The 23,243-nt window shown below is 40.8% G+C and carries 25 protein-coding genes and 1 pseudogene; 8 read left to right on the top strand and 18 right to left on the bottom strand.

The genetic code is table 11. The features are described 5' to 3' along the window. Positions 1 to 94: 94 nt before the first annotated feature. The 8 genes from rnhA to RMZ42_RS23920 form a co-directional block, all read right to left on the bottom strand. Complete coding sequence (rnhA, locus tag RMZ42_RS23955; RefSeq protein ID WP_322673756.1) at positions 95 to 1,003, bottom strand: ribonuclease HI; 909 nt, start codon at positions 1,001 to 1,003, stop codon at positions 95 to 97. Between the two features lie 116 nt (positions 1,004 to 1,119). Continuing rightward, complete coding sequence (locus RMZ42_RS23950; RefSeq protein ID WP_322673755.1) at positions 1,120 to 1,374, bottom strand: hypothetical protein; 255 nt, start codon at positions 1,372 to 1,374, stop codon at positions 1,120 to 1,122. A gap of 192 nt (positions 1,375 to 1,566) precedes the next feature. Continuing rightward, positions 1,567 to 2,310: a M50 family metallopeptidase gene (locus tag RMZ42_RS23945; protein ID WP_322673754.1), complete on the bottom strand. Its 744-nt coding sequence runs from the start codon at positions 2,308 to 2,310 to the stop codon at positions 1,567 to 1,569. A gap of 133 nt (positions 2,311 to 2,443) precedes the next feature. Beyond that, positions 2,444 to 2,575, bottom strand: coding sequence for a hypothetical protein (locus RMZ42_RS23940; protein ID WP_322673753.1), 132 nt, complete (start codon positions 2,573 to 2,575; stop codon positions 2,444 to 2,446). Between the two features lie 78 nt (positions 2,576 to 2,653). Next, positions 2,654 to 3,535, bottom strand: coding sequence for an FHA domain-containing protein (locus RMZ42_RS23935; protein WP_322673752.1), 882 nt, complete (start codon positions 3,533 to 3,535; stop codon positions 2,654 to 2,656). 291 nt (positions 3,536 to 3,826) lie between these two features. Next, positions 3,827 to 4,549, bottom strand: coding sequence for a 6-phosphogluconolactonase (pgl, locus tag RMZ42_RS23930; protein ID WP_322673751.1), 723 nt, complete (start codon positions 4,547 to 4,549; stop codon positions 3,827 to 3,829). Positions 4,550 to 4,822: 273 nt separating this feature from the next. After that, on the bottom strand, positions 4,823 to 5,566 hold the full coding sequence (rph, locus tag RMZ42_RS23925) for a ribonuclease PH (RefSeq protein ID WP_322673750.1): 744 nt from the start codon (positions 5,564 to 5,566) through the stop codon (positions 4,823 to 4,825). Positions 5,567 to 5,777: 211 nt separating this feature from the next. After that, positions 5,778 to 6,401: a nucleoside monophosphate kinase gene (locus RMZ42_RS23920; protein ID WP_322636905.1), complete on the bottom strand. Its 624-nt coding sequence runs from the start codon at positions 6,399 to 6,401 to the stop codon at positions 5,778 to 5,780. Between the two features lie 449 nt (positions 6,402 to 6,850). Here RMZ42_RS23920 and RMZ42_RS23915 point away from each other — a divergent pair, with 449 nt between their 5' ends. Next, positions 6,851 to 7,387, top strand: a complete 537-nt coding sequence (locus RMZ42_RS23915) for a P-loop NTPase family protein (RefSeq protein ID WP_322667230.1) — start codon at positions 6,851 to 6,853, stop codon at positions 7,385 to 7,387. Between the two features lie 86 nt (positions 7,388 to 7,473). Further along, on the top strand, positions 7,474 to 8,043 hold the full coding sequence (gene dcd, locus RMZ42_RS23910) for a dCTP deaminase (RefSeq protein WP_322673768.1): 570 nt from the start codon (positions 7,474 to 7,476) through the stop codon (positions 8,041 to 8,043). 99 nt (positions 8,044 to 8,142) lie between these two features. Here dcd and RMZ42_RS23905 read toward each other — a convergent pair whose 3' ends face one another. The 4 genes and pseudogenes from RMZ42_RS23905 to thyX all read right to left on the bottom strand — a co-directional run bounded on the left by RMZ42_RS23905 (position 8,143) and on the right by thyX (position 10,684). Continuing rightward, positions 8,143 to 8,478: a XisI protein gene (locus RMZ42_RS23905; protein ID WP_322673749.1), complete on the bottom strand. Its 336-nt coding sequence runs from the start codon at positions 8,476 to 8,478 to the stop codon at positions 8,143 to 8,145. Continuing rightward, positions 8,466 to 8,882, bottom strand: a pseudogene (locus RMZ42_RS23900) (XisH family protein). Before RMZ42_RS23900 ends, RMZ42_RS23905 begins: the two are co-directional and overlap by 13 nt. A gap of 96 nt (positions 8,883 to 8,978) precedes the next feature. Further along, on the bottom strand, positions 8,979 to 9,860 hold the full coding sequence (locus tag RMZ42_RS23895) for an Rpn family recombination-promoting nuclease/putative transposase (protein WP_322673748.1): 882 nt from the start codon (positions 9,858 to 9,860) through the stop codon (positions 8,979 to 8,981). A 101-nt stretch (positions 9,861 to 9,961) separates the two neighbouring features. Continuing rightward, positions 9,962 to 10,684, bottom strand: coding sequence for an FAD-dependent thymidylate synthase (gene thyX / locus RMZ42_RS23890; protein ID WP_322673747.1), 723 nt, complete (start codon positions 10,682 to 10,684; stop codon positions 9,962 to 9,964). A 186-nt stretch (positions 10,685 to 10,870) separates the two neighbouring features. Between thyX and RMZ42_RS23885 the strand changes: the two genes are divergently transcribed. Both RMZ42_RS23885 and RMZ42_RS23880 read left to right on the top strand, forming a co-directional pair. Further along, a complete protein-coding gene (locus tag RMZ42_RS23885) occupies positions 10,871 to 11,086 on the top strand; it encodes a chlorophyll a/b-binding protein (RefSeq protein ID WP_094348273.1) in 216 nt (71 codons plus the stop codon). Between the two features lie 146 nt (positions 11,087 to 11,232). Next, entirely contained in the window at positions 11,233 to 11,814 is a 582-nt protein-coding gene (locus RMZ42_RS23880; RefSeq protein ID WP_322667236.1) for a thioredoxin family protein, read from the top strand. Between the two features lie 107 nt (positions 11,815 to 11,921). Here RMZ42_RS23880 and RMZ42_RS23875 read toward each other — a convergent pair whose 3' ends face one another. The 3 genes from RMZ42_RS23875 to acsF all read right to left on the bottom strand — a co-directional run bounded on the left by RMZ42_RS23875 (position 11,922) and on the right by acsF (position 15,254). Further along, positions 11,922 to 12,434, bottom strand: a complete 513-nt coding sequence (locus RMZ42_RS23875) for a hypothetical protein (RefSeq protein ID WP_322667238.1) — start codon at positions 12,432 to 12,434, stop codon at positions 11,922 to 11,924. A gap of 1,031 nt (positions 12,435 to 13,465) precedes the next feature. Beyond that, positions 13,466 to 13,894: a hypothetical protein gene (locus RMZ42_RS23870; RefSeq protein WP_322673746.1), complete on the bottom strand. Its 429-nt coding sequence runs from the start codon at positions 13,892 to 13,894 to the stop codon at positions 13,466 to 13,468. Positions 13,895 to 14,177: 283 nt separating this feature from the next. Next, a complete protein-coding gene (gene acsF, locus RMZ42_RS23865; protein ID WP_322673745.1) occupies positions 14,178 to 15,254 on the bottom strand; it encodes a magnesium-protoporphyrin IX monomethyl ester (oxidative) cyclase in 1,077 nt (358 codons plus the stop codon). Between the two features lie 46 nt (positions 15,255 to 15,300). Between acsF and RMZ42_RS23860 the strand changes: the two genes are divergently transcribed. Both RMZ42_RS23860 and RMZ42_RS23855 read left to right on the top strand, forming a co-directional pair. Further along, positions 15,301 to 15,453: a hypothetical protein gene (locus RMZ42_RS23860; protein WP_322673744.1), complete on the top strand. Its 153-nt coding sequence runs from the start codon at positions 15,301 to 15,303 to the stop codon at positions 15,451 to 15,453. A 498-nt stretch (positions 15,454 to 15,951) separates the two neighbouring features. Next, complete coding sequence (locus tag RMZ42_RS23855; protein WP_322673743.1) at positions 15,952 to 16,449, top strand: TM2 domain-containing protein; 498 nt, start codon at positions 15,952 to 15,954, stop codon at positions 16,447 to 16,449. 185 nt (positions 16,450 to 16,634) lie between these two features. On the opposite strand, the gene RMZ42_RS23850 is transcribed toward RMZ42_RS23855, so the two are convergent. Both RMZ42_RS23850 and RMZ42_RS23845 read right to left on the bottom strand, forming a co-directional pair. Next, complete coding sequence (locus RMZ42_RS23850; protein WP_322673742.1) at positions 16,635 to 17,327, bottom strand: DUF2996 domain-containing protein; 693 nt, start codon at positions 17,325 to 17,327, stop codon at positions 16,635 to 16,637. Between the two features lie 312 nt (positions 17,328 to 17,639). Then, positions 17,640 to 18,686, bottom strand: a complete 1,047-nt coding sequence (locus RMZ42_RS23845; protein WP_322673741.1) for a DMT family transporter — start codon at positions 18,684 to 18,686, stop codon at positions 17,640 to 17,642. A gap of 256 nt (positions 18,687 to 18,942) precedes the next feature. Here RMZ42_RS23845 and RMZ42_RS23840 point away from each other — a divergent pair, with 256 nt between their 5' ends. Together RMZ42_RS23840 and RMZ42_RS23835 are read left to right on the top strand one after the other, a co-directional pair. After that, positions 18,943 to 19,305 carry a hypothetical protein gene (locus RMZ42_RS23840; protein WP_104906199.1) on the top strand — a complete coding sequence of 121 codons (363 nt, stop codon included), beginning with the start codon at positions 18,943 to 18,945 and terminating at the stop codon, positions 19,303 to 19,305. A gap of 1,286 nt (positions 19,306 to 20,591) precedes the next feature. Further along, positions 20,592 to 21,581, top strand: coding sequence for a water stress protein WSP1 (locus tag RMZ42_RS23835; RefSeq protein WP_322673740.1), 990 nt, complete (start codon positions 20,592 to 20,594; stop codon positions 21,579 to 21,581). A gap of 96 nt (positions 21,582 to 21,677) precedes the next feature. Here RMZ42_RS23835 and RMZ42_RS23830 read toward each other — a convergent pair whose 3' ends face one another. Next, entirely contained in the window at positions 21,678 to 23,195 is a 1,518-nt protein-coding gene (locus RMZ42_RS23830) for an NYN domain-containing protein (RefSeq protein WP_322673739.1), read from the bottom strand. Positions 23,196 to 23,243 lie beyond the last annotated feature (48 nt).

Below are 23,243 nucleotides of genomic sequence, written 5' to 3'. Positions count from 1 at the left end.
AAGACTTGTTGTAAGTTCTAAACTTTTGTCACCTTGTCACCTTGTCCCCTTGTCCCCTTGTCCCCTTGCTTCCCCTGCTTCCCCTGCTCACTCCCTACTCCTCTTCACCTCCTACTTGATCCCCGCGTTCCAATTCCCAAAGAATTTGATTTCCTTCACGGCGTACCCGTGACACTATCCAATTTCGCCAGCGCCATTGATCTCCACGACTGGTGACAGCGCTGGCGTGGACATCCATCAAGTCTGCTAACTCAGAACTGGTGATTAAGTAGCCTTTTTCAGAAATTTCGTCAGCTATACGCAGAGTTTCGACCAAGCTGCGGAGTTGCGAAACCCTCATTTCTGGCGGTTTTTCATTGGTCACGGCCGCAGTTGGCCCAGTTAATGGTTCCATAAAGGTTATTTCTGGTGCAAAAGTACTGATTTGTTGGGGATTTTGGTTAATTATTCGAGAGTTTTTTTCATAATCAGCTACTTTTGCTACATTTAGTTGATTTTGGGAAGGTAAAGATTTATGAAAATCTGTGAAAGATAATTGTTGTAGCGAAGGGATTTTGCCACTGGCATAACTGCGAGCGATCGCATCACAACGTTCGTTACCTATGTTACCAGAATGTCCCCGAACGTATTGCCATTTTACTTGTTGGGTATTGAGTTCATCTAAGGTTTCTAAAAGGTCTTGGTTTTGGACGGGTTTACCATCTGACTTTTTCCAGCCTTTGTTTTTCCAGCCTTTCACCCACTTGGTAACACAGTTAATCAGGTATTCGCTATCGGTATGAAGGGTGATGGGTTGGGCTTGTTGAGATGTTTGCAGAAATTGAAGGGCGGCGATCGCAGCTTGCATCTCCATTTTATTATTAGTGGTATGAGGGGATGCATCGCCCATTTCGTGGATTGAGCCGTCGCTGAAGTAGACGACAACACCCCAACCGCCAGGGCCAGGATTACCGGTGCAAGCACCATCGGTGTATATGCTTTGAATTATGGGTTGGGTGGACATGTTTAGAGTATCAAACCGCGAAGGCAAGAGTTATTAGCGGCGAATTTTTTAACAATATCCAGGCTATTATACTGATAAAAACTCTTAATTCTGACTCCTAACTTCGGAATTCTTCTTTAATCCTCATCATCAGGCAAATTTTCCATTTCTTCAGTAATTAGCGTTTGAAAATCTTCGTCACAATGATTATACAGATGAACCGCAGCAGCTAGGAGTTCTGCTAGAATTTCAGCTTGTTGGTTAGCAGTTAAACTAGTTAACTGTAACTGGTTAATCAAGGCTTGTACTTTTAGGCATTCTGTACCTAATTCAGCAATTAAGGTACTGAAGGTTGAATTGGTGACTGCAAGAGGGCGATCGCTAATCTGCATATTTTAGTTATTGTCCCAATCTTTTACGTGCTTGTTGGATTGCCTTGTCAAAAGCACGAATCTCTTTTTCCAAATGCTTAATTAGACCTTCGTCAGCAAAACTCTTTTCTGATTCCAGTCTAATATGTTCTTGATGTTCGGTAATTCTTTGAGTTAAAGATTCAATCGCCTTTTGATGGTGCTTCTAACTCGTTACTCCGAACGATAAGCAACGCGGAGACTTTGGATTAAAATCACCAGAGATGCGATCGCCATTAACCCGCCCCAAAACCAGTAAGGTAAAAGCAAATATCGCTGCATTTGCGCTGTATCAGAAATTCCAAGGGGGCCAGCAGAACTACTAAATAGATAATCAAGTTGATGGTACGTACTTACACAAGCTTGTACGCCCAGAAATTGAATGACAAACCCTTGCGCCCAGCGAGGTGCTTTCAGGGAAATACCCAAGATTATTAAACCTAGTAAGGGAATTGCAACCAATCCAAACCAGGAACGCACCCAAATTAATGTGGACAACAGCAAAAAACTGCCTAAAATTTTTAAACACAGGGTTGCTGCTGTAAAACTGCGGGAAGCCAGAATCAAAGCTGCACCGGCAAGAGGCGGCCCCATTGGCCCAGCTGCGGCGATGATTGCTGGGCCAATTGGCCCCAATGACGACCGGAGGCCATAAGTTGCGACACCAGAACCATTGCTAAAAATCTGCAACTTCTGAAACTGTCCCCCTAATAGCAGTGCCATTAAGCCGTGACCCATTTCATGAAACCAAGTTGCCAAAATTGTAAATGGGTATAAGATATAATCTCCTCCTGGTACTTGCCACAACAAAGCAGTTGCGATCGCTGCTGCAACTAGCCAGGTTAGCCCCATACGTTCAACAACTAACGGGGCTTCTTTTGTCAGCAAGGTTTCAAAATTTTTATTTGATTTGCTCATAGGTTACTCAATTTTAGATTTTAGATTTTAGATTTTGGAATTAAGATTATCCCGATTAATTCATGGGGCATTCAATTTGGGATTTTAGATTATAGATTATTCCTTCAATTTAATATTGACAGTATATTTTCATCTATCCTAATGTAATTATTGAGGTATTAGGGTTACTGAGGAATGCAACAATTCGCACCTCAAAGCGACGGCTGTAAACTATGGCGCTATCAAGAACAACATAGCCATCCGTCGCTTGTATGATACGGTTCAAGTGTTTATCCTCCAAAATAGATATCGGAGGATGAGCAGAAAATACTTAGACCGGATGTCACAATTGAGTGCTAATCAGTTAAGCAAGTTGAAACAGGAATGTCATTAAGTCTCCTTTACCCAAGCTGATGCGATCGCCTGGTCGCAAGCGATGACGGTTCCCTGGTAAAAGTGGCAAATTATTAATGTAAGTGCCATTAGAACTTCCCACATCCTCTACATAATGGGCATCTCCCTCAACGCGAATATCTGCATGAATCCGCGAGACAATTTCGGAATTAGGAAATCCTGAAACATCTATATCTGGAGGAATCCGGTCATTAGGCTTGCCGATATGAATCACAGAGAAATTTTGCGGCAATTCAATTAAGCGATCGCTTTGAACGTGGAGTAACCGCGCTGTAACCTGCTGCAATTGCGTTCTGGCAGCAGTTGCAGTTGGTGCTGGTGCTGCTGGCGGGGGTACTTCGGCTTGGGAGGCTGGTACTGGTTCCACTGGTGGTGGAGTCGGAATACTACTTTGTCCAGAGACTACGGGTTGACCTACAACGGATGACGCTGGCTCTGGAGGACTGCTTTTTGCAACAGGTACCTGTGGCACAGGTTCTGGGGGAACTGCCATCTCTGTTGGTGGTAAAGATGATTCGGGAGGATGAGAGTTAGTCGAACCACCCACTCCCAAGGCATCTGGTTGTAAAAGTTCTAACAGTGGATCGGGTGGAACTAACGGTGGTACTTCCACGGGAATATCGGGAGTAACTGTTGTAGCTACTGCGGGATGAACGTGTGGAACACCTGCGGAGTGAAGGTTATAGCCACATTGACCACAGAATGCAGCATCTGCCTGCACAGTTGCCCCACAACTGGGACAATTAGTAGTCGCAGGTAATGGTGTATAACAAGCTTCACATTGGACAGCGCCATCAGGGTTGGGATGATTGCAATTAGGGCAGACGATCATCGATATTTAGCCTTTGTTCAAGATCATCATAAATATAGTTAGGACTGGCAAGCAGAGGGCGGCCCTAGCTTTAGATTCTAGCAATTACTGCTAATTGAACAATAAATTGGACACTCTTACACGGGGAAGGGGAGCAGGGGAAGCAAGGGGACAAGGGGACAAGGTGACAAGGTGACAAAAGTTTAGAACTTACAACAAGTCTTTCCCCTTGTCCTCAATTCTCCTTGTCTCCAAGTCCTCTTTCCAATGCCCAATGCCCCATGCCCAATGCCCCATGCCCAATTCCCAAGTTTAGTGTTGAAGTTCCAAACCTGCTGCCGCATCCAGCAGCCACCAAAGTTCTCCTTGGGGCTGAATTAAACGGGATGGGTAAGTGAAGTCATCGGCTACAGGTGCAAAGACTTGCGCTAAAGCTGGTCGTTTATTAGCACCAGCAACCAGAAAAATCACGCTACGAGCAGAGTTGATGAAGGGGTATGTGAAACTTATCCTGGGGTTTCCGTCTTTATTACCCACGGTAACTAGGCGATCGCGTACTTTCAGAGCCTCGGTATGGGGAAACAAAGACGCAGTATGTGCATCATCACCCATTCCTAGTAATACTACATCCAAGGGGGGAAACTCGACCCCAGAAGAATCGAAAAATTTTTTGAGATGTTGTTCATACTTGGCAGCAGCCAGTTCTGGATTGGCTTCTAAAGTTGGTACGGGGTGAATGTTAGCCGCTGGGATGTCAACACGATCTAGCCACGCACGACGCGTCATCAGTTCATTGCTATCGGGGTGATCTGGTGGTACGTAACGCTCATCTCCCCAGAATATATGAATTTTATCCCAAGGCAGTTTTTGAGTAGCGATCGCTTCGTATAACGGTTTAGGTGTACTGCCGCCAGATAAGGCGATAGTAAACTGCCCCCGTTGCTCAATGGCAGTTTCTAACTTGGACAGAATTAATTCTAGCGCTCGTGTAACCAGCGCCGGCTGATCCGGTAGAACTTCAACAGTTTTGTTCATGGCTTCATCATGATATTGCTGGCTTCTGGCAATACAATACCGAACTTATTACAATCCCCCTTTTTAACTTTTGAAACATTTAACATCATGGATTGAGTAAGCTTGAAAAATTTAGACCCTCCTTATCAGCTTCAACGGTAAGTCGTCAGTAGTGAGTCGTACTAACTACTAACCACTCTCATGATTATTTTTATTTACATCCAGTTACTTGATACTTTGTTGATTTACGCCACAAAGGATACGTTTATTAATTCTTATTAAAAATTAATAAAACTAATTAATCTTAAACAATGTTTCCCAGTCAGGGATCGCTTCACGTTGGGCAATTAACAATTCCTGAATTCCTTTTTGGGCAACATCTAGCAGTTGATCCAACTGAGTGCGGCTAAAGCTGCCTTCTTCGGCTGTTCCTTGGACTTCAATGATTCCCAGATGTTGATTCATCACCACATTAAAATCTACTGTTGCAGCCACATCTTCGATATAATTTAGATCCAAAAATGGCTCTTTCTCCAGTAATCCTACGGAAACTGCCGCTACCTGTCCACACAAAGGCGATCGCTCCAACACGCCTTCTTGCAACAATTTGGAAATTGCATGAGCCAACGCCACAAACGAGCCTGTAATAGCTGTTGTCCGAGTTCCGGCATCTGCTTGCAACACATCAGCATCCACAGTCAGCGTGCGTTCTCCCAGTGCCTCAAAATCCACTGCGGCGCGTAAGCTACGTCCAATTAGACGTTGAATTTCTTGCGTCCGTCCAGATAATTTCAATAATTCCCTTTCTTGGCGTTTTTGGGTAGCAGATGGTAACATTCGGTACTCAGCAGTTAACCAGCCTTTACCAGTTCCTTCAAGAAACTTCGGAACTCCCTTATTAACGCTAACGGTACAAAGTACCTGAGTATCACCGCATCTTGCGAGAACAGAACCGGGGGCAAAGCGGGTGAAACTGGGGTGAAAGCTAATCGGACGTAGTTCGTAAGCAAGACGACCGTCAGGACGCTGCCAAGCCATTGGAGTTGCCTCAAGTTTTACAATACTGCCTTAAGATTACCTTAGTGTTATTGGGCATTGGGCATTGGGCATTGGGCATTGGGCATTGGAAAGAGGACTTGGAGACAAGGAGAATTGGGGACAAGGGGAAAGACTTGTTGTAAGTTCTAAACTTTTGTCACCTTGTCCCCTTGTCCCCTTGCTTCCCCTGCTCCCCTGCCCCCTTCCTCTTCTAAGGAACTGAAAGCAGAGTCAAAATATTTTGCTGTACCATCTCTGGTGACTGGTCGCCGTTGATGGTCAACAGGCAGCGACGACGGTCGTAATATTCTAGGATGGGAATGGTGCGATCGTAGAATAATTCTACACGGCGCTGCACGATTTCTGGTTGGTCATCTGGTAGCGATCGCCCCAAGGATCGACTAACCATAACTGCTTCCGGGACTTGGAGATAAATTGCCCAATCTAACTTTTGCCCTAAATCATCCAATAAAAAATCTAATTCTTCAGCTTGGAAGGCAGTACGGGGATAGCCTTCTAACACCCAATCGCAGTTAATATCTGGTTGTCTGAGGCGAATTCGGATCAATTCAATGATCATTTCGTCTGGAACTAACTCCCCTTTTTGCATGTAGGGTCGTGCGTGGTAGCCTAGTTCACTCAAGCTAGCGTAAACCGAAAGAGAAGTCCGGGGATCGGCTTCCAACCATCGAAATTCCGGCAGGGGCTGATTGCCAGATATTGCTTCTCGTAAAATCTCACCTGTGGAAATCAGAGGAATATCAAAGTATCTGCAAAGCCTCTGTGCTTGAGTGCTTTTCCCCGATCCTGAACCTCCCAGAATCACCAATCTCACAACGATTTACTCCTCATCCTGTCAAATTCACTACTAGCTAAGTTTGTTTTGCCCAAACAACCGACAAATTTAACATTTAGCGATTTTTAGGCGTTGTGCCTAGCTTTTTTAAATAATTGGAATTAAAAATTTTATGTTTTCATTTTTACAACTCATTACAGAGAAAAGACGAAAACTTACAGCAGTTAGCGGTTTTATAAACTACATCTAGAGACGTTATATGCAAAGTCTCTACAGGCTTTCGGGTTTTGTCTATGTACTTCATTTACCTGAAATCTGCTGTAAATCAAGCAGAACTCTTGACTTCAATACAAACCTAGTGTTGACTAAGAATGCAATTTGCCAAATCCACCATACCTGTGAAAAACAGATTGATTATACAGGCAAATTTGTCAGTTTTACTGCCAGTAATAACCCTTTACTTATTGTATTTTTTTGAACTTAACTTTATGGTTGCCCAGCTAGAAACTCAAAGTATCAATTCAACCCTAACTCTACCATATCCAGTTGAAGGTCTAGTACAAGTTTTCACTAGCTCACATCGTAACTTTTTTACGAGCGTGATGGCTCAATCACTGAGAATAGCTGGACAAGGAACCCCAGTATTAATAGTACAGTTTCTCAAAGGAGGTATCCGCCAAGGACAAGATCGACCTATACAATTAGGACAAAATTTAGATTGGATTCGGTGTGATTTGCCTCGTTGTATCGATACACCACATTTAGACGATACAGAAAATCAAGCCTTACAAAAGCTGTGGCAGTATACACAACAAGTTGTGTGTGCGAGTAAGTATTCTCTCGTGGTGTTAGATGAGTTAAGTTTAGCGATTAACTTTGGTTTAATTCCTGAAACAGAAGTTTTAGCGTTTTTGGCAAAACGCCCTCCCCACGTCGATATTATTCTCACAGGGCCAGAGATGCCAAAATCCCTCTTAGATGTAGCAGATCAAATTACAGAAATCCGTCGGAGTTATCGACCTTAAACAAAAGACTCAATTCAGGATATCCTAGTAATTCCGTTTGAATTAGCTGTGAAGTTGTGATTAAAAACGATATCTGGATTACTGAAATGGCTCAACAGGGTTTAATTTCACCCTTTGAGCCAAGTTTAATCCGAAAAGTGCAAAAAGATGGATCGGCAGCAGTTAAACATGTAATTAGCTACGGTTTATCTTCTTATGGCTACGATATACGCCTTTCTTCGGCCGAGTTCCGCATTTTTCGTCACATTCCCGGAACTGTGGTCGATCCCAAAAACTTTAATCCTCAAAATCTGGAGCCAACAGCACTGCATACCGATGCTAATGGCAGTTATTTTATTTTACCTGCTCATTCCTATGGACTTGGGGTTGCTCTAGAAAAACTAGAGGTTCCTGAGAATATTACTGTAATTTGTATTGGAAAATCCACGTATGCACGTTGTGGCATAATAGCAAACCTAACGCCTGCTGAGGCTGCATGGCGAGGTCATTTAACTTTAGAATTTTCCAATTCTTCTAGCGCAGACTGTCGCATTTACGCTCATGAAGGAGTGGTGCAATTGCTATTTTTAGAAGGCGAACCCTGCGCTATTAGTTATGAAGCAAGACAGGGGAAATATCAGGATCAGCTAGAGATTGTAACTCTAGCTAAAGTCTAAGTGACAAGAAACTAATCTTGCCTTACTTAGATCCTGCTTTGCTAACTATTGTGCGATCGCTCTAAATCATACCCAAAAATCAAAGTGCGATCGCTTGCTTTATCCCACTGCAAATTCTGTCAGCTTTCGCATATAAGGAGGCTGATAAGCCAGCACTATATCTTGCTTAGGAATACCATACTCTATTAATTCATTAGCCACGCCAATCTCAGTCCCATCATACTGAATCAAAATCTTACCATCTCGAATATCTAGATGAATTAAACAGCCATAAACTCGACGGCGATTTTCCCACCCCGTATTCACAACTTGATAATGATTTTGTTGCACATCAAAAATAGTTTGTCGTTCGATTTCACCATAGGCAGGTTTAATCTGAGCATGAATTGTCAAAACTTGCTGGATGATTTGTCTATACTTTGCTAGTTTATCCATTGTACAATTACCTCATTTTCCGGGTCAAATACTAGCAGTTTCAATTGATATTCATGAATACTCAGTTGTGGCAATTGCCGTGAGAAAAAATCTTCATAAGTTGCTAGCGGAACTGCTAAATAGAGAACTCGCTCTGGTTCTTTTAGTTTTAGTGCAACTCGATAATTTAAACATTGTCCTAAAGCTGTATGAAATTCTTAAATTGCAGAAGGAGCAACAAAACTCTTGATTTCTATAGCAATTATTTCGTCTTGTTTTTGGGCAGCGATTAACCGTTCTGCACCCAGATCAATTTGCAATTGTCCATCTGCTAAATCAATAGACAGTGGATCGTGTGTAATTGTCCAGCCATCTTTTTGCAAAGCCAATCTAACTAAATTATGGAAAATATCTCTTGCAGACATTCATTAAAATTTTAAGTGTAATAACTCGAAAATTTTATAGTCTAAACTTTCATCATATTCTAGCTCTCAGGCAGGAGTTGGTGCGATCGCTTTATCCTACAAAACATTCTGTAACTCTTGAATTGTATTTGCTACAACAATCCTGCGTAAAATCTCTTTCAATTGCTCTAAGTCAGAAATTTGCGAAATTTGCGACATCAACTCCAAACCATCGCTGCCAAATTTCGCCTCTAAACTTGTTTCGATACTAGAGATTATTCCACGTACTTCTCCTCTTGCTTCTCCTCGTGCTTCTCCTTCTGCTTCTCCTCGTGCTTGCCCCTCACGTAAAATTTCTTGATACCAAGGTGACTCTCTTAAGACTGTCATATCCCACCTCATGATTTCCTGAACTAAAGTACTTTCTAATACAAAGGTTGCAAAAAATGCCAGAACTGTCTCAAGTTGATTTAATTGCTCATCAGCACGTAGCATTCGCAATGCTTCCCTAATTGTAGACTCGTTTTCTCCGCCTTTAAGAATTGGTACAAAGGGAAGCAGCGACGGTAACGGCGTCTCAAAAGCAATATTTACATCAACTTCCCAGAGATTGATTACGCGGTAATCTTGAATTGCTCTTAAACCGATAAAATTTGATGCAAAGCTTGTAGGTATTTCACTGTTGCTGATTTTGAGAATGTTAATCAGTACAGGGTAGGTTTGTAGTTTATATTTCTCTTCCGCAAGAGCCGCATAAGCACGCATCCGACGCGGCATTTCTGATGTGTGGCGTAATTGTAACTCATTGAGGATGAGAAATTTCCCATATTGGGGACTTTCAGCCTGAATTACAACATCGCTTTGTCGGCTAATCCATTGGAATTCTGTATTTAAGATTTCGCCTGTAACAATGTCGGGAATTCCTGTTACCCATTTTGCCCAATTATTTGGTGCAAGGCTGATTAATTTTTTAGTGCTAATATCGACAGTTTTGTTCATCAAAAAAAATAGATGCGATCGCCCGAAATCAAACCCAATAACTCCGAGGATAATCGCTTCGGCTTATCCTACCGCAAATTGTGTCAACTTTCAGCCATTATCTAAGGTGCTAACCTGGCTTTACCTAGACGCTGCTTTTCATACCAGTGTGCGATCGCAGGTGCCCAATCTTCAAAATGAGGCCACATCATTTCACACAACTTTTGAATTTCCAGTTGAGCATCTTTCTTATTTCTCAGGTCACAAAAATGTAAGAAAGACCTTAAATTGAAACTAACTACAAAATGCTGGCGATAGTCAAAAGGCACTTTACCTCTAGCGTGTTCTTCAGACATTCCCGCTTCAAAATCAGCTTTATATCGTTTAGCTGCTTCTAAACACCACTCCAAATCTGCTGCTCGTTGCTCTAGTGAATAGTGATACTTTTTACCTTGCCTATCAGTGTAATAACCAACAGGACGTAGATAAAAAACATCTTCTATGTCTTTCTTACCTTCTACTACGTCAATAAATTGGTTGCCTGTATACCTAAAAGATTGTACATCAAATGATACAGAAACGCGATGAGTCCGCGCCTGCTGCATCACACTGTGGGGAAAGTAGCCACAATTAAAAACAATCTGGGGATGCTCTAAAGGCCCATAGTGTCCCCTCTCACCCGCTAAAAGCCGCTTAACAATAACTTCGCCGCTTTGTGATTCCGAGGGCCAGGAGTCGCGCTCATCAAACACGAACCCATCGGTATAGTCCTGGTGCATCGCGGCATAAATCACCTGCTGCGGATTTGGTGTTTTGGCAATAACCTCTACTCGAAATCGATGCATTAGCTGTTGGGGAATGGATTGGTGACTGGGATTGCTTAGACAGAGTACTTAGACATGGCTTTGAACTCGATTCATCATCATATCTCTTCTCTGGCTTGGACTTCTAGTCGATTAGATGAATATACTTTACAAATATTAATAATTTTGTTACAGTTATTTACATAAACAGAAGACAGGAAAAACCCCATGCGTACAAGCACTGCTATCATTGACGACCAAGGCAAACTGAACAACTTTGCGATCGAGCCAAAAGTATATATAGATGAGCAAGGCGATCGCACTGGTTTTACTCCTTATGCAGAAATGCTCAACGGTCGTTTAGCAATGATTGGTTTTGTCTCTCTGATAGCATTAGAAGTATTCACAGGACACGGTATTGTTGGTGTTTTGGCAAGTCTGTAAAAACTAATTTATTTAACATAACTCTCAAAAAATCATCAGAGACGGTAAATTTACCGTCTCTTATTTTATGGAAAACTTAGTGCTAGAGTGAAAATATACTGATAACAAAAACCGTTAATTATCAGCGTAAAAATATTGGGTGAACTATGGCTTTAACTGCTTCAACTATGTTGCCGCTAGGCACTAAAGCGCCAGATTTTAATCTACCGGAAGTAGTATCTGGAAAAGCAACTTCACTTTCTACCTTTGCAGATAAAAAAGCACTGTTGGTAATGTTTATTTGTCGGCATTGCCCGTTTGTAAAACACGTCCAAAACGAATTAGTGCAGTTAGGAAGAGATTATTTTACAAGTGATTTAGCGATCGTTGCTATTAGTGCTAACGATGCAAAAAATTACCCAGATGATGCGCCAGAGTCGTTACAAGCATTTGTTACAGAACAAGGGTTTAATTTCACCTTATGCTACGACGAGAGCCAAGAAACGGCGAAGGCTTATACAGCAGCTTGCACACCAGATTTTTTTATATTTGATGATCAACGCCAACTTGTGTACCGGGGACAATTAGATGATAGCCGCCCCAGTAACGGTAAACCTGTAACAGGTGCAGATTTACGCGCAGCTATTGAAGCAGTGCTAGCGGGTAAACCTGTTACAAGTGAGCAAAAGCCGAGTGTTGGTTGCAATATTAAATGGAAACCAGGAAACCAACCCAGTTATTTTGGTTAAGAAAGATTGGGCATTGAGATTAGGGGAGAGGTGACAGGTGCAGGTGATAGGGAATAATCTATACCCTGTAAGCTGTACCCTGTTATCTTCTTCACTCCCCACACCTATCAATGTTTAATTTCCAAATTCAGTATGTAGCATCCTAATTGGACTTTTTCCGCCCACAATTCATATTCCAGCCGCAAATTTTCTGGCAAAGGATGTCCGCTGAGAGTTAAGCTACGAGTAAAATTTCGTAAACGAATCGGATCGTTAGGTTGCAATGACTCAGTTGGCAACCAATAGCGACTAATGCCATAAACGCCCTGTTCCCAAAAGTGACGATAACTCACTTGAGCGTTACCTTGCATAGTCATGATGACTCGATAAGGGGAAATCTCCAGCCATAAAATTCTAGGACTGTTAGGGGCATAAGCTTTGCTCTTACTTTGGGGAAGTGTGTCTTCTGGACTTATGACACTCTCTACTTCGCAGCTAATTAAAGGCGGTGCGGTCATCAGTAAATGGAATCGATTGGTATCTTTTTGATACAATGTCGCGGCAGTTTCGACAACAGACCAGATCGGTAGGTCAGTGGAAATAAGTGATAAGCACACGGGCTTGCGGTGATGGGTCAGCATGGGAGCGATAAGGGCTAAAAGCTATTGAACAAAGTGAAATGAACACTCTAGCTGTCTAATAGGTCGGGCTAAGAAACTAAATAGTAAAGCAGGCTTAATATTAATGAATCCGTTGATTTGTTAATAAGCTACACAAATCTAGATGAAACAGGTAGAATGTCAGCTTACACAGCAAAAATGGTACTTTTATCTAGAGAGAGCTAATTCGTAAGTAAAGCTTGTAAATATTCTAAGGCTATAGCCTCAAAACAGTGGCAGTCGTTTTAGATGCTAAAAACCTTCTTCAGAGAGACTTACCGTAGATTGGAGTAAGTTTCATACAGCCAAAAGCAATAGGATACTAGGAAGGAAGTCACCAGAAGCGACAAACTAAGTCGCTGATGAACTTCCGGTGTATTCAAAAGCCAGTGTATCCTAATGTCGGCTTCTGTTATATCCGTAGAAACTCACGAAAACCTTTCTCACCAAAATATTGCTGAGTAAAAAGTAAAATTCATTGACTCAGGAATATTTTGGTCTGCCCATTGCGCGTTTCGCAGAGGTTGAAGCTTCATAAAAAATTATTCTGATTTATTTTTATTCATTACCGATGCCATTGCACCTGTGAACAAGTCATGAGTGTTACAGGCTGGTACTTATTTGGGAATACTTTTATAGGAGTGATAAGAAAGGCGATCACACTAACACTTTCAATTCAAATGTACTACGTCACCTTACAATCACCCTTATTTTACAAAAAAGACCTATCAATACTCACTAATCTACCAGGAGCAAGCAAGAGTGGGATTCACTCTAGAAGAGGTCAATTGATAAGATCAAACTACCCATGATAAATGCAAAGATTTACCTTTCACCTCTGTCAGGGCAAAATCCTCATTTTGTCACATGGTGGCTACATTGCTTATAGCTGCGTAGTTGCCAGTTTTTAGATGTTGGGTGTTCAGCATTGGTTATCAATGGAAAACCCGCATCTCTACCAAGGAATACGGGTTTCAACGTAGATTAATAATTAACGCTTATATCTTATAGTGTTAGTTGGCAGCTTGAACAGATGAAGATGGGAAAGTCTTTTTATTGAAGTCTAAGCCAAAAAAATTACCTACATCAAGTAAGTATAAATTTTTGATAAAATCTTGATCTAAACTTTCTAAAACCTCACAATCGAGTTGATCAAAAGTTTTTGATATCCTGACCTGACTCTCTAAGGGGTCATTATCTTCTTTTCTATAAGTGGTGATAATATTTCCTGGTTCGTATTTGAGTTTTAAAAAGTCAACTGTAATTGCTGTTATCTCTTCTTCGGTAATATTATAGTTCTCGATCTTAGCGATGTCTTTAATCTTTGCTAATCCTAACTTTGGTTCATTTTTATATTTAATAGTTATTTCTATTACATTTTTTCTAACGTCCGAATTGTCAAAAATATACCCTAAAAAATCTGTAAAATTATTTTTTAACATCACAAACACTAAAATAGTAACTACCTTTTTAATCTATTTGTATTGATATAAATTGTACAGAGTAAAACTACCCAAAACTGGAACTATGTAATTAAGCGGGGATTTTTGGTCATAGTTTATCTTAAACTAATTTTTTCATCAGATCCGATTTTTGCCTGCCAGCAAATTAGCGATCGCACTAATAATTGGTTGACATATCAGTAATCATTGGCTTTGAAAAAGGACAAAAAAAGTGGCTCTGCAACCAGCAGAACCACCAAAGTTTTCACAAAGCTTTTATAAATTAACGAACTGCCCCTTGAGCAGAAACAGTATCAATCGGTTTCATGAGGTACAGCCGCAATAACTGCCAGCCGTTGGAGATGTAAAGCGGCAGTTTTTGGAAGATTTGCAGGAATTTGGGAGTACTAGAGTTAGCGATCGCACCCAACTTCTCATTATTGCTTATACAAACATCCAACCGTTCATAAAACTCTGGATTCTCGACATCCAGCATCAGTGGGAATACCCGACCTGCGTTTTCGTTGGTCTTCTTAATTACATGGATATCGTATTCTCGCGCATCCAATCCCAGGGTGGCATAAAAGTCCTTGCGTTGGATGTCATTGAGATACATGGTCGCAAATACCGACAACAGGAAGAACCGACTCCACAGCCGTGCTTTCCAATCATTCAACATTTGCGGCTGGGATTTCATGACCGCATCAAAGAAATCGCCGTGACGGTTTTCATCCTGACACCAGTTTTCAAAGAACCGGAAGATTGGATAAACCCGGTCTTCAGGATGTGCTTCTAAATGGCGATAAATGGTGATGTAGCGCCAATAACCGATCTTCTCAGAAAGATAAGTAGCGTAGAAGATGAATTTCGGTTTAAAGAAGGTATAGCTGCGACTCTTAGTCAAAAACCCTAAATCTAGGGACAGATTAAAGTCCGACAAAGCTTTGTTCAAAAAGCCAGCGTGACGCGCTTCATCCCGTGACATCAGGTTAAAACACTCTGCTAAGACGGGGTTTTTGCCTTTCAAGCGACGACCAAGTTCTTTATACAGCAAAAAGCCAGAAAACTCTGCCGTACAAGAACGTTCTAGAAATTCAACGAACAACTTGCGAGTTTCCCCGTCAATATGATCCCAGGATTGTTCAAACTCGGCATCCCGAACAAAGTGGTGGCGGTTGTAGTCAGTGCGGAACTCTTCGAGAATGGCTTGTAACTCGTCTTCATTGACGGAGATATCCATCCGGGCCATTTCATCAAAATCGGTAGTATAAAACCGAGGTGTTAACAGGGTTTCTTTTGCCGGGACTTTAATCCCTGGCCGGATTTCTTCAAAGCCTGGTTTTTTGAGGGAATCTACCATGTCTTGATTTCTCTTTCGTCTTTATTATCTTAAGTAGACCTTTCGGGTGACGTTCCTACGTCTCTACCGCCACGGTAACGGCAGTTCCTCATGGGGAAACCCCGTTGGCGCTAGTCTCTCTTTTTTGGGAGAAGACCGGACTGCCTCACCAGAAATCCTCTGGCAAACCGTAACAGCCCACAATAATCCAATTGTATAAAGTTCAGTCTACCAAGGTGCGGGTGAGAAATTTCTAAGCAAAACATTAAGAGTTGCAACAATCATTCCATATTTGCGGAATCAAAAATCGCGGATTGGTAGTCAAATAAATATAGTTCAGCAAGCAGCATTATCTCGTTGAAGTGGAGTAGCACTTACCTCTTGATTTTCAAAGCACTACTATCTCAGTAATTTTCTCTGGTTGTTACTACAATAAATTTATGGGGTTCTATTAATACATTAGATAGCTTAAAATTAACAATTCATGAGTAGTATAATTACTGAAAAATCTAAGTACTTTAGTTATTTTTTGCACCTTTTTCAATAATTTTAGATTAGACAATGCCCACAACTTCAAATCAGAACAGCAGTGTCTATGATGAAAATTGTTAGAAAGCAACTGGTGCAAGATGTAAGTCTAGCTATTAGCACTTGGTATAAAAAACAGTCCGAAAAACCATCTTAAACAATAGAGTAAATCCAAAGGGTTGAAAACAAGATGAATCTTGAAAACAATCAGCAGCATAAAGACCGACTTCTTGTCTCTTATATCTTGTGTGCAGTCGGATTTATTGGGGTAGGAGGATTGCAGCGTTTCTACAATGGCAAGATCGGAACTGGTTTGTTATGGCTGTTGACTGGTGGTGTGTTTGGTATAGGGCAGTTCGTGGATTTGTTCTTTATCCCCAACATAGTTGACGAATACGAACATAACTTGAGATTAAAAGCGGGTGTATCTCCCTTTGGTGTGCCGTTGAATCAAGTAGTAGTTGCTTCTCAAGTCCACCAACCAACAGGCAACCAACTCATGATGAAACTGATTGAAGCGGCGGAAAACAAGGGTGGTATTTTAACTGTCACTCAAGGCGTAAAGTTTACAGGAGCCAGCTTTGCTGAAGTGGAAGCTAGTCTCAAAGAGATGTACAAATCAGGTTATGTAAAAATTGATAACGACCCCAATACTGGAGCCGTTACTTACCATTTCCACGAGCTTTAATTGTTATTAGTCATTTGTCATTTGTCTTTTGTCATTTGTCCTTTGTCATTTGTTCTTTGTCATTTGTTATTTGTCATTTGTTAAAAACCAATAACTAATAACTAATGACTAATGACTAATGACTAATGACCAATGACCAATGACCAATGACCAATGACCAATGACCAATGACCAATGACCAATGACTAATTTCTACCTAACCACTTTTGACCGTCCAAGCGCTGAACTAAGCCATATACCAACAAATCGAGGGTAATTTTGCGCTCATCGATTAAGAATGACTCAAGAGTGCTAGGTTTTTTACCTTCATTACAAGAAAATCCCTTTTTTCCTTGAATATCTTCATCGGGGAAGTACAGGTTAAACTGCCGCTTACCGATTTCTGACCAACTGCCAATAATTTGCCAGCATTCTTCGGCGGATTCAAAGCCAGTGATTGGCATCTTCTGCTTGGCAAAAGACACCTGTAAATCTTTTACACCTTTTTGAGCGATCGCTTTTTGTAAAGCTGGCAAGTAGTCTTGCTCAATGAACTCTACAAATGGCTTATTTTCAACAGCTGGGGCTTTTTCCTTTTTAGGGGCTTTAGCGGCGGGTTTTTCTTCTGTTGCGTCGTCGTCGGCGGGTTTTTCTGCTTTTGCGGCTTTAGCTGCGGCGGCGGGTTTTTCTCGCTTGGGTGATGCAGCAGCTGGTTTGGCAGCATTGGGATTATCTTCGGGGTTTGCGGCTTTAGGATCTGGCGCGTTGGCAGTAGGAATATCTGTGGCTTCGGGTGAGTCTGTACTAGGAGCGTGTTCTTCAGCTACACTGGGAGCTTGCTTGTCAACAGTGCTGGGAGCTACTTCTCCCGCTTGATTGTGATTGGTTGGGTCTGCCATTGCTCAGGTCAATCCTTTAATCTAGCTTTGGGAGCGATCGCTCACCTTGATGTATCGGGTATTTTTATTTTGACATACTAGTACCTCTGTGCAGAATTCGTAATTTGTATTTGTAATTTGTAATTTATATACCGCCAGGGTTTCATTTATTTGGGATGGGTGGTTTACTTGCAATACTGTTCGGTTAAGGTAAGAGACGCGATGCGCCGTCTCTACAATATTCAGACGCGATAAATCGCCGTCAAGACAAAAGACGCGACATTGTCTTGACGGCGATAAATCACGTCTTTAGCGATCTAGAATTTTTATCTTTTAAATCCCTTTGAATCCCATACCAGTTTCTACCTGTTGCTTTGCTGGAGTAGAATTTACCTTGCCGCTAGCAGTCTGACGCCTGGTACCAACTTGGCTCAAGAATATACCTCCTAAAATCAAGCTACCGCCAATATATTGAGCTTGAGTAGGGGCTTCACCCAAAATTAAATAGGCTGCTATAATTCCTACGATTGGGCCAAATGAGCTAATTAAGGAAGCTGTAGATACAGTGGAAGTTTTCAAGCCTTTAACCCAAAAAGACTGGCCTACCACCACAATCAACCCGCCATAGAGAAACATCCACTGCCACAAGAATGGTGAGAGAACATCAGCGAAATGATCCTTGCCATAGAGGACTAAAGCAATAAAGAAAAAGATTACAGTTCCTAGTGCAGTCCGAAAGATGCTATAGATTCCCAAAGGAATCTGCGAAAGGTGTTTCTTGCTAATAATCGTAGAAGCGGCTATGGCCACAGATGCAGCTGCGGCTAAAAGTTCCCCTATACCTAAACTGAAACCTCCCATGTTTATCATGGTTTCTGTTGGAGGTTGAAGGATAATAGTTAGGATAACGCCAACAAAAGCTGCGATCGCACCAATAAATTCCCAAATATTTACTCGTTCTTTCAATAACCAGACTGATAAAGCCAAAGTTAGAGGCGGTTCCAAACGTCCCACCAAGATGACATTGTTCACCCCTGTGAGTGCCAATGCCTGGAAAATTAAGCCAGGGGCTAACGCTCCTGATAAAATAGCTACTGCTGTTAGACTGACCCAATCTTTCCTTGAGAGTTGTTTCAAATTAGCTTTGTTCCACTGCCGCCCATAGATTAGGATCAGAAGTATCAAAGCGCAAAGGTTTCCCACGAATAAAACATTACATAAAGAAATCGGATTGCGGTTGCCGATCAAATGTTGAGTGCCAATTTCTGTTAGCTTCCGAGTAACAGCACTAGATGCTCCAAAAATTAGCATTGCTAGCCAGAGATATGTTTGTCCCGAAATTCTATGGATTTGGCGATGTAGTCTTTTGGCTCTAGTCACAATAACATCACTGCAATGAAAGCATTGCTCATCATATTAAGTTATCCTTACGCACTTCAAAATGAGGTTTTGTTGAGAAAATACTTAAGTTCTCCTGTGACTTTGAGCAGCCATGATTAGCTGAGAAAATGCTGAGAATTGACTAAATTTTCTCAAAGGATAAATTCATGAAAATAGTGGCTTAGTTTCAATAAGCTCTCACTGCCACCTGAGATGCTTGGGATGTTCAGGATAAAACAAAGAAGAGAAGTAATAAATGAAACTCGCACCCTTACTTACAAGTGTAGCCTTGGTTGGTTTTTTCACAGTTTGGGACGTACCATTAAAGGCGATCAATCCGTCATTAGTGCAAGCATCAGCAGCCGAAGAAATGTCTGTAGCACAAAAATTAGACTTGCTTACTAAGAGTAAGGGTCAAATTGGTAGTGGCGATCAACTGCGTCGTTTCTTCTTTGGTGACTTGGAACCAATCGGTATCCAGGTAGGCGGTGCAGGTCATGTAGTAAACCTTTATAACAAAGCTAATGATGTCACATTTGCTTACTGTTCGCATTACGATGTGATTGTAGCGATTAAGAAAGGTAAGGTAACTAAATTTGAACCCAGCGAAGTGAAATAATAATAAATCCACTTTCAGGGTAACTGAAACTAGAGCAGCAATTGAATTGTATCTAGGTTGCAATATATGAAGAAAAGTCCGGAGTAGTGGAAACGTCTCCGGCTTTATGCTGTGCGTTTCCGCTTTAGCAAAAGTTTGATTTAGTTCTGGCAAAAAAATATGAGGTTTTTGGAATAATCAGGAGAAAGGGAAAAGGTAAAACATGAAACTTTATTTTTTGTATTGCCTTTAAACTATTATTTAATTATTGCTGCTTCAGGTATTTCAAAATGAAGATTTTCAAAGCGATCGCCTTGTCAGCAAAAATCTTTTAATAGCTATAAAATTAATTAGTTTATGCAAAATCACAGTTAATCAATAACAGTTTCAGAAACAGAAAATCTACTTCTATATTTATGTGTCCCAATTATTTTTACTTTGTTTAAACAATATAAAAGGGAGCATACCAATTTTGCCAAAAGATACAGGACTGATACAAAAACCCTGTAAAAACCTCTTTCCTTGGCGCTCTTGACGTCCTTCTCCCAAGGGGAGACGCTAATACCAATTCAAAATTCAAAATTCACGCATTAAGAAAGTGAGAATTAGCATAGGTTTTATGGTTTGCATCTATATCATATTTTTTGTGAATTGGTAGAACGCGAAGGCGGATCATTATTTCATTATTATTCTCAGCCAAAATTCCGTATAAAAATAAACTTGCGCATTTGGGATGCTCCCATCTAAAAAGTAGATTGTCGAGTGAAACTACTCAGCAACTACTAAATCTTAACCAAGGTGCTATTAAACCTTAATGATTAGAAAAAATTTTCTTAACATTAGTCAAATATACTGTTACTAAGAGAACTTCAAATAAAGGTTATAACCTAAGCTTTTGACTTCAAATTGTAAATTAAAGATACTTAATTTTTGGTTAATTGTAATTAAATTTGGAAATAATCTGTTCCAAAAAAATGTGTGTAAGTGTGTGTAAATAAATGTAGTTTTGAGATTTATACCTCCGACATAAAGTTCTCACACTTCCTACTTTTACAGATTGAGCAAATAGTAATTACAACAATCTTGAGTTAAGTTGTCCTAACCTGTTTACAGTCAAAAATTTAGTATTATTTCAGTTTTGCAAACTTCTCGGCTATATAAGCAAAGTAAGATAACGCAGACTAATCTAAATTTTCAGCCTGGGAAAGTTAGCTTTGTTTGTATTGTACTAGCTTTTAGTCAGGTAGCAGTTTGCATATTTGGAGTGTTCCCAAACGTTTTACAGTTTGAATAAGGGGAAAATTCTCATGGCTCTTTACGGCTATACCATTGGAGAAGACCGCGACGGCAACGCTAGTAATGGCAAGCAGCTTGACGTTTACCGCTTTTCGATCCCTTCTGGGCCTGGAGGTTCTATTACTCCTACAAGAGTAGGTACAGTCAATCTTCCAGCTACTGCTACTACCGCCGATTTAGAAGGTTTGGGAACTAACCCTCGTACCGGAAGGGTAGGTGCGGTTAACGAAGCACGCGTTACTGGTGCTACAACACCAATCGATCCAACTGTTACTGTCGTTAATAATGTAGATCAGCCTTTTGCTCCAGCCACGACCTCACCAACCCGTACATCATCTGACCTACGTCGTTTTGGATTTGAGTCAGGTGCTGACTTTGGACGTGACTATTCAGTAGCTGCTCAACCAATTGTTCTATACAACATTTCAGGGAATCCGAATCCCGCAAATGGGCCAGTAGGAAGCTCTCTTTATAAAATTACTACAGCTACCCCTGGAACTATTAGCCTTGTAGACGGCTTTGGCGCACCTACTACTACTGCACAAAGACAAGGAACTCAACCTACCAATCCTGGAAAATTTGCCGATGGATTAGCTATCGACAATCTCAATCCTGGTAGAACTCGCGCTCTTGCTAGCGATTTCAGGACTAATGATGGAGATGGAAACCAGCTTTACAAAGTCGATCTACTCACTGGTGAACTATCTGCACCGATTACTCTAAGAACTCCTTCAGGACAAGCTCTGAATGTCAACGCAGATTCTGGGTTGTCATTTACTAACTTCGGTTCTCAAAGATTGCTGGGTTGGCTGGAAACTGGCGCTGTCTATGAGATCACAGGCTACCAAGATGAACTTGCTGCATCAGGTCTAGGTTTAGGTAGTGCCACAGGTACTAATGGCGCTGGCTTTGCAACCGCCACCTTACTTGGTAACGTTAATTTACCAAATGCTGTGAGCGGAGTCGTTGATTATGAAGGCTTTACGATTGTTAATGAATAACAGTCGTCAATAGCATACTCTTTCTTCAACTCTTGTAAAAAGTACTTTTGCAAGAGTTGAAGAACGGAGCTAAGGATAAAAAAGTGCCAAGCGGGATTATGACTGATTAACTGAGTTTGTAGTAAGCACTTTAGTCATTAAATAAGAGCTATCACTATTCAAAGTTTTATTTGATGAGCCATTATAGCCTATAGTTAACGTTTCTCTCAAAATTAATTTATTGTTCTCAATCGATAAACAAATATTTGTTCCTTCAATAATTTTTTTCAAAAAAGTTGTCAGTTTTTCAACATGCTTTTCTCTTTTTTGGTCAAAGGCTGGAATTTTCTCTCTCAATATTTTATGAATTTGAGATATAGGAATACCACCTTGTTTCAACTGACTTAATTGCTCAATATTCTGCTTCAATTCCTCTAAAGCTTTCTTCGTTACTACTAAAATATCATCATTTAATGAACTCTCGCTAATTACTTCATTAGTTGGAATATCCACTATTTTTACCTGGGGAGCAGGTATAGGTATAAAGCGATCGCAAACAGACTTGAGAATACGATTAATTTGTCCTTCGTAAGCACATCCAATTACAGTTTTTCCATACTCATGGAGCTTTTTAGCTAAAGCGGCAAATGCACCATCGCCTGATACAATAACGAAAACTTGCAACGTAGGACGACTCTGGGCTAATTCCATAACATCAATGGCTAGTTGCATATCTGCTGCATTCCGTTTATGGCTGTAATCAAAAATTTGAATTGCTTCGATGCCAAGTTCTTGAATTTCATTCTTGAGTAGCCTTAATCGAGAATCACTCCAGTCGGCATAAGCACATTGGATAGCAATTTTATTAACTAAGTTAGTATTTTCTAGATTTGTTTGAATTTGTTTAAGAGAAAAATTTAGGTTAGGGTTGCTTCTACCCATTGTTAAATTTTCAATATCATAAAAAATAGCTGTATTGAACTGCCCAATATTAGGTGAAGTATGAGCCGTGGAAGTAAACTGCTCTACACGAATCTGACGCTGCTTTAACTCTTTTAACTCAGCAATTAAAGACGTTATTTCTGGCACTGACTCTGAACTACTCGTTTCCTGTTTTAACTCCGTAATTGTTGTTGTTAAGTCATTAACTTGTAATTTTGCTTGTTGTAATTCTTCTTGTAACTGCTCAGTTAATGTATTAATCTGACTCTGGGTTTGGACAGTCTGCTCCCGAAGTTCCCCAATGGTTCTGGAGAGAATATACTGGCGTTGCTGATAAGCTGTTACTAAAGCTTGCTGAACGATATCACATTCTTTGGGAAAAGCTTCACGCGTACACACTTGTAAAACTGTTTCATAACCTGCGATCGCAATTTCTAAATTACTAGCAATGTTCCCTTGTTCAAACTCTTGAATAATGGTACTCAGTTTGATAATGACTCTAGCTAAATTAATAGCAATGGCAGGTTCTTTAGCAAAGCGATCGCTTACCCATTTTCGCAACTTTAAAGCTAAATCATCGTTGAGTTTACTTAAGTTATGTTGCAGAATTGGATATACTTCCTGATTTTGATAAGTTGCTCTCAATAAATCAATTAGAAAGTCTTGCTCCTGGTTAGCAGCTTCATTTGGCATAGCTAAATCCCTGACAATACAGATTTAAGTTTAGTATTCCCAAGTTTT

The organism is Nostoc sp. DedQUE05 (assembly GCF_034530955.1).
GTDB lineage: Bacteria > Cyanobacteriota > Cyanobacteriia > Cyanobacteriales > Nostocaceae > Nostoc.
Note: the sequence above shows the minus strand (reverse complement) of the source record. Positions and strands in the feature narration are given on the sequence as shown.

Coding starts and splice junctions, on each gene's coding strand:
- RMZ42_RS23935 (WP_322673752.1), bottom strand. CDS start 3,535: ATGATCGTCTGCCCTAATTGCAATCATCCCAACCCTGATGGCGCTGTC.
- rph (WP_322673750.1), bottom strand. CDS start 5,566: ATGGCTTGGCAGCGTCCTGACGGTCGTCTTGCTTACGAACTACGTCCG.
- dcd (WP_322673768.1), top strand. CDS start 7,474: ATGGCTCAACAGGGTTTAATTTCACCCTTTGAGCCAAGTTTAATCCGA.
- RMZ42_RS23915 (WP_322667230.1), top strand. CDS start 6,851: ATGGTTGCCCAGCTAGAAACTCAAAGTATCAATTCAACCCTAACTCTA.
- RMZ42_RS23835 (WP_322673740.1), top strand. CDS start 20,592: ATGGCTCTTTACGGCTATACCATTGGAGAAGACCGCGACGGCAACGCT.
- RMZ42_RS23850 (WP_322673742.1), bottom strand. CDS start 17,327: ATGGCAGACCCAACCAATCACAATCAAGCGGGAGAAGTAGCTCCCAGC.
- RMZ42_RS23895 (WP_322673748.1), bottom strand. CDS start 9,860: ATGAACAAAACTGTCGATATTAGCACTAAAAAATTAATCAGCCTTGCA.
- RMZ42_RS23945 (WP_322673754.1), bottom strand. CDS start 2,310: ATGAGCAAATCAAATAAAAATTTTGAAACCTTGCTGACAAAAGAAGCC.
- RMZ42_RS23830 (WP_322673739.1), bottom strand. CDS start 23,195: ATGCCAAATGAAGCTGCTAACCAGGAGCAAGACTTTCTAATTGATTTA.
- pgl (WP_322673751.1), bottom strand. CDS start 4,549: ATGAACAAAACTGTTGAAGTTCTACCGGATCAGCCGGCGCTGGTTACA.
- RMZ42_RS23880 (WP_322667236.1), top strand. CDS start 11,233: ATGGCTTTAACTGCTTCAACTATGTTGCCGCTAGGCACTAAAGCGCCA.
- RMZ42_RS23885 (WP_094348273.1), top strand. CDS start 10,871: ATGCGTACAAGCACTGCTATCATTGACGACCAAGGCAAACTGAACAAC.
- RMZ42_RS23855 (WP_322673743.1), top strand. CDS start 15,952: ATGAATCTTGAAAACAATCAGCAGCATAAAGACCGACTTCTTGTCTCT.
- RMZ42_RS23950 (WP_322673755.1), bottom strand. CDS start 1,374: ATGCAGATTAGCGATCGCCCTCTTGCAGTCACCAATTCAACCTTCAGT.
- rnhA (WP_322673756.1), bottom strand. CDS start 1,003: ATGTCCACCCAACCCATAATTCAAAGCATATACACCGATGGTGCTTGC.
- RMZ42_RS23905 (WP_322673749.1), bottom strand. CDS start 8,478: ATGGATAAACTAGCAAAGTATAGACAAATCATCCAGCAAGTTTTGACA.
- RMZ42_RS23840 (WP_104906199.1), top strand. CDS start 18,943: ATGAAACTCGCACCCTTACTTACAAGTGTAGCCTTGGTTGGTTTTTTC.
- thyX (WP_322673747.1), bottom strand. CDS start 10,684: ATGCATCGATTTCGAGTAGAGGTTATTGCCAAAACACCAAATCCGCAG.
- RMZ42_RS23870 (WP_322673746.1), bottom strand. CDS start 13,894: ATGTTAAAAAATAATTTTACAGATTTTTTAGGGTATATTTTTGACAAT.
- RMZ42_RS23875 (WP_322667238.1), bottom strand. CDS start 12,434: ATGCTGACCCATCACCGCAAGCCCGTGTGCTTATCACTTATTTCCACT.
- acsF (WP_322673745.1), bottom strand. CDS start 15,254: ATGGTAGATTCCCTCAAAAAACCAGGCTTTGAAGAAATCCGGCCAGGG.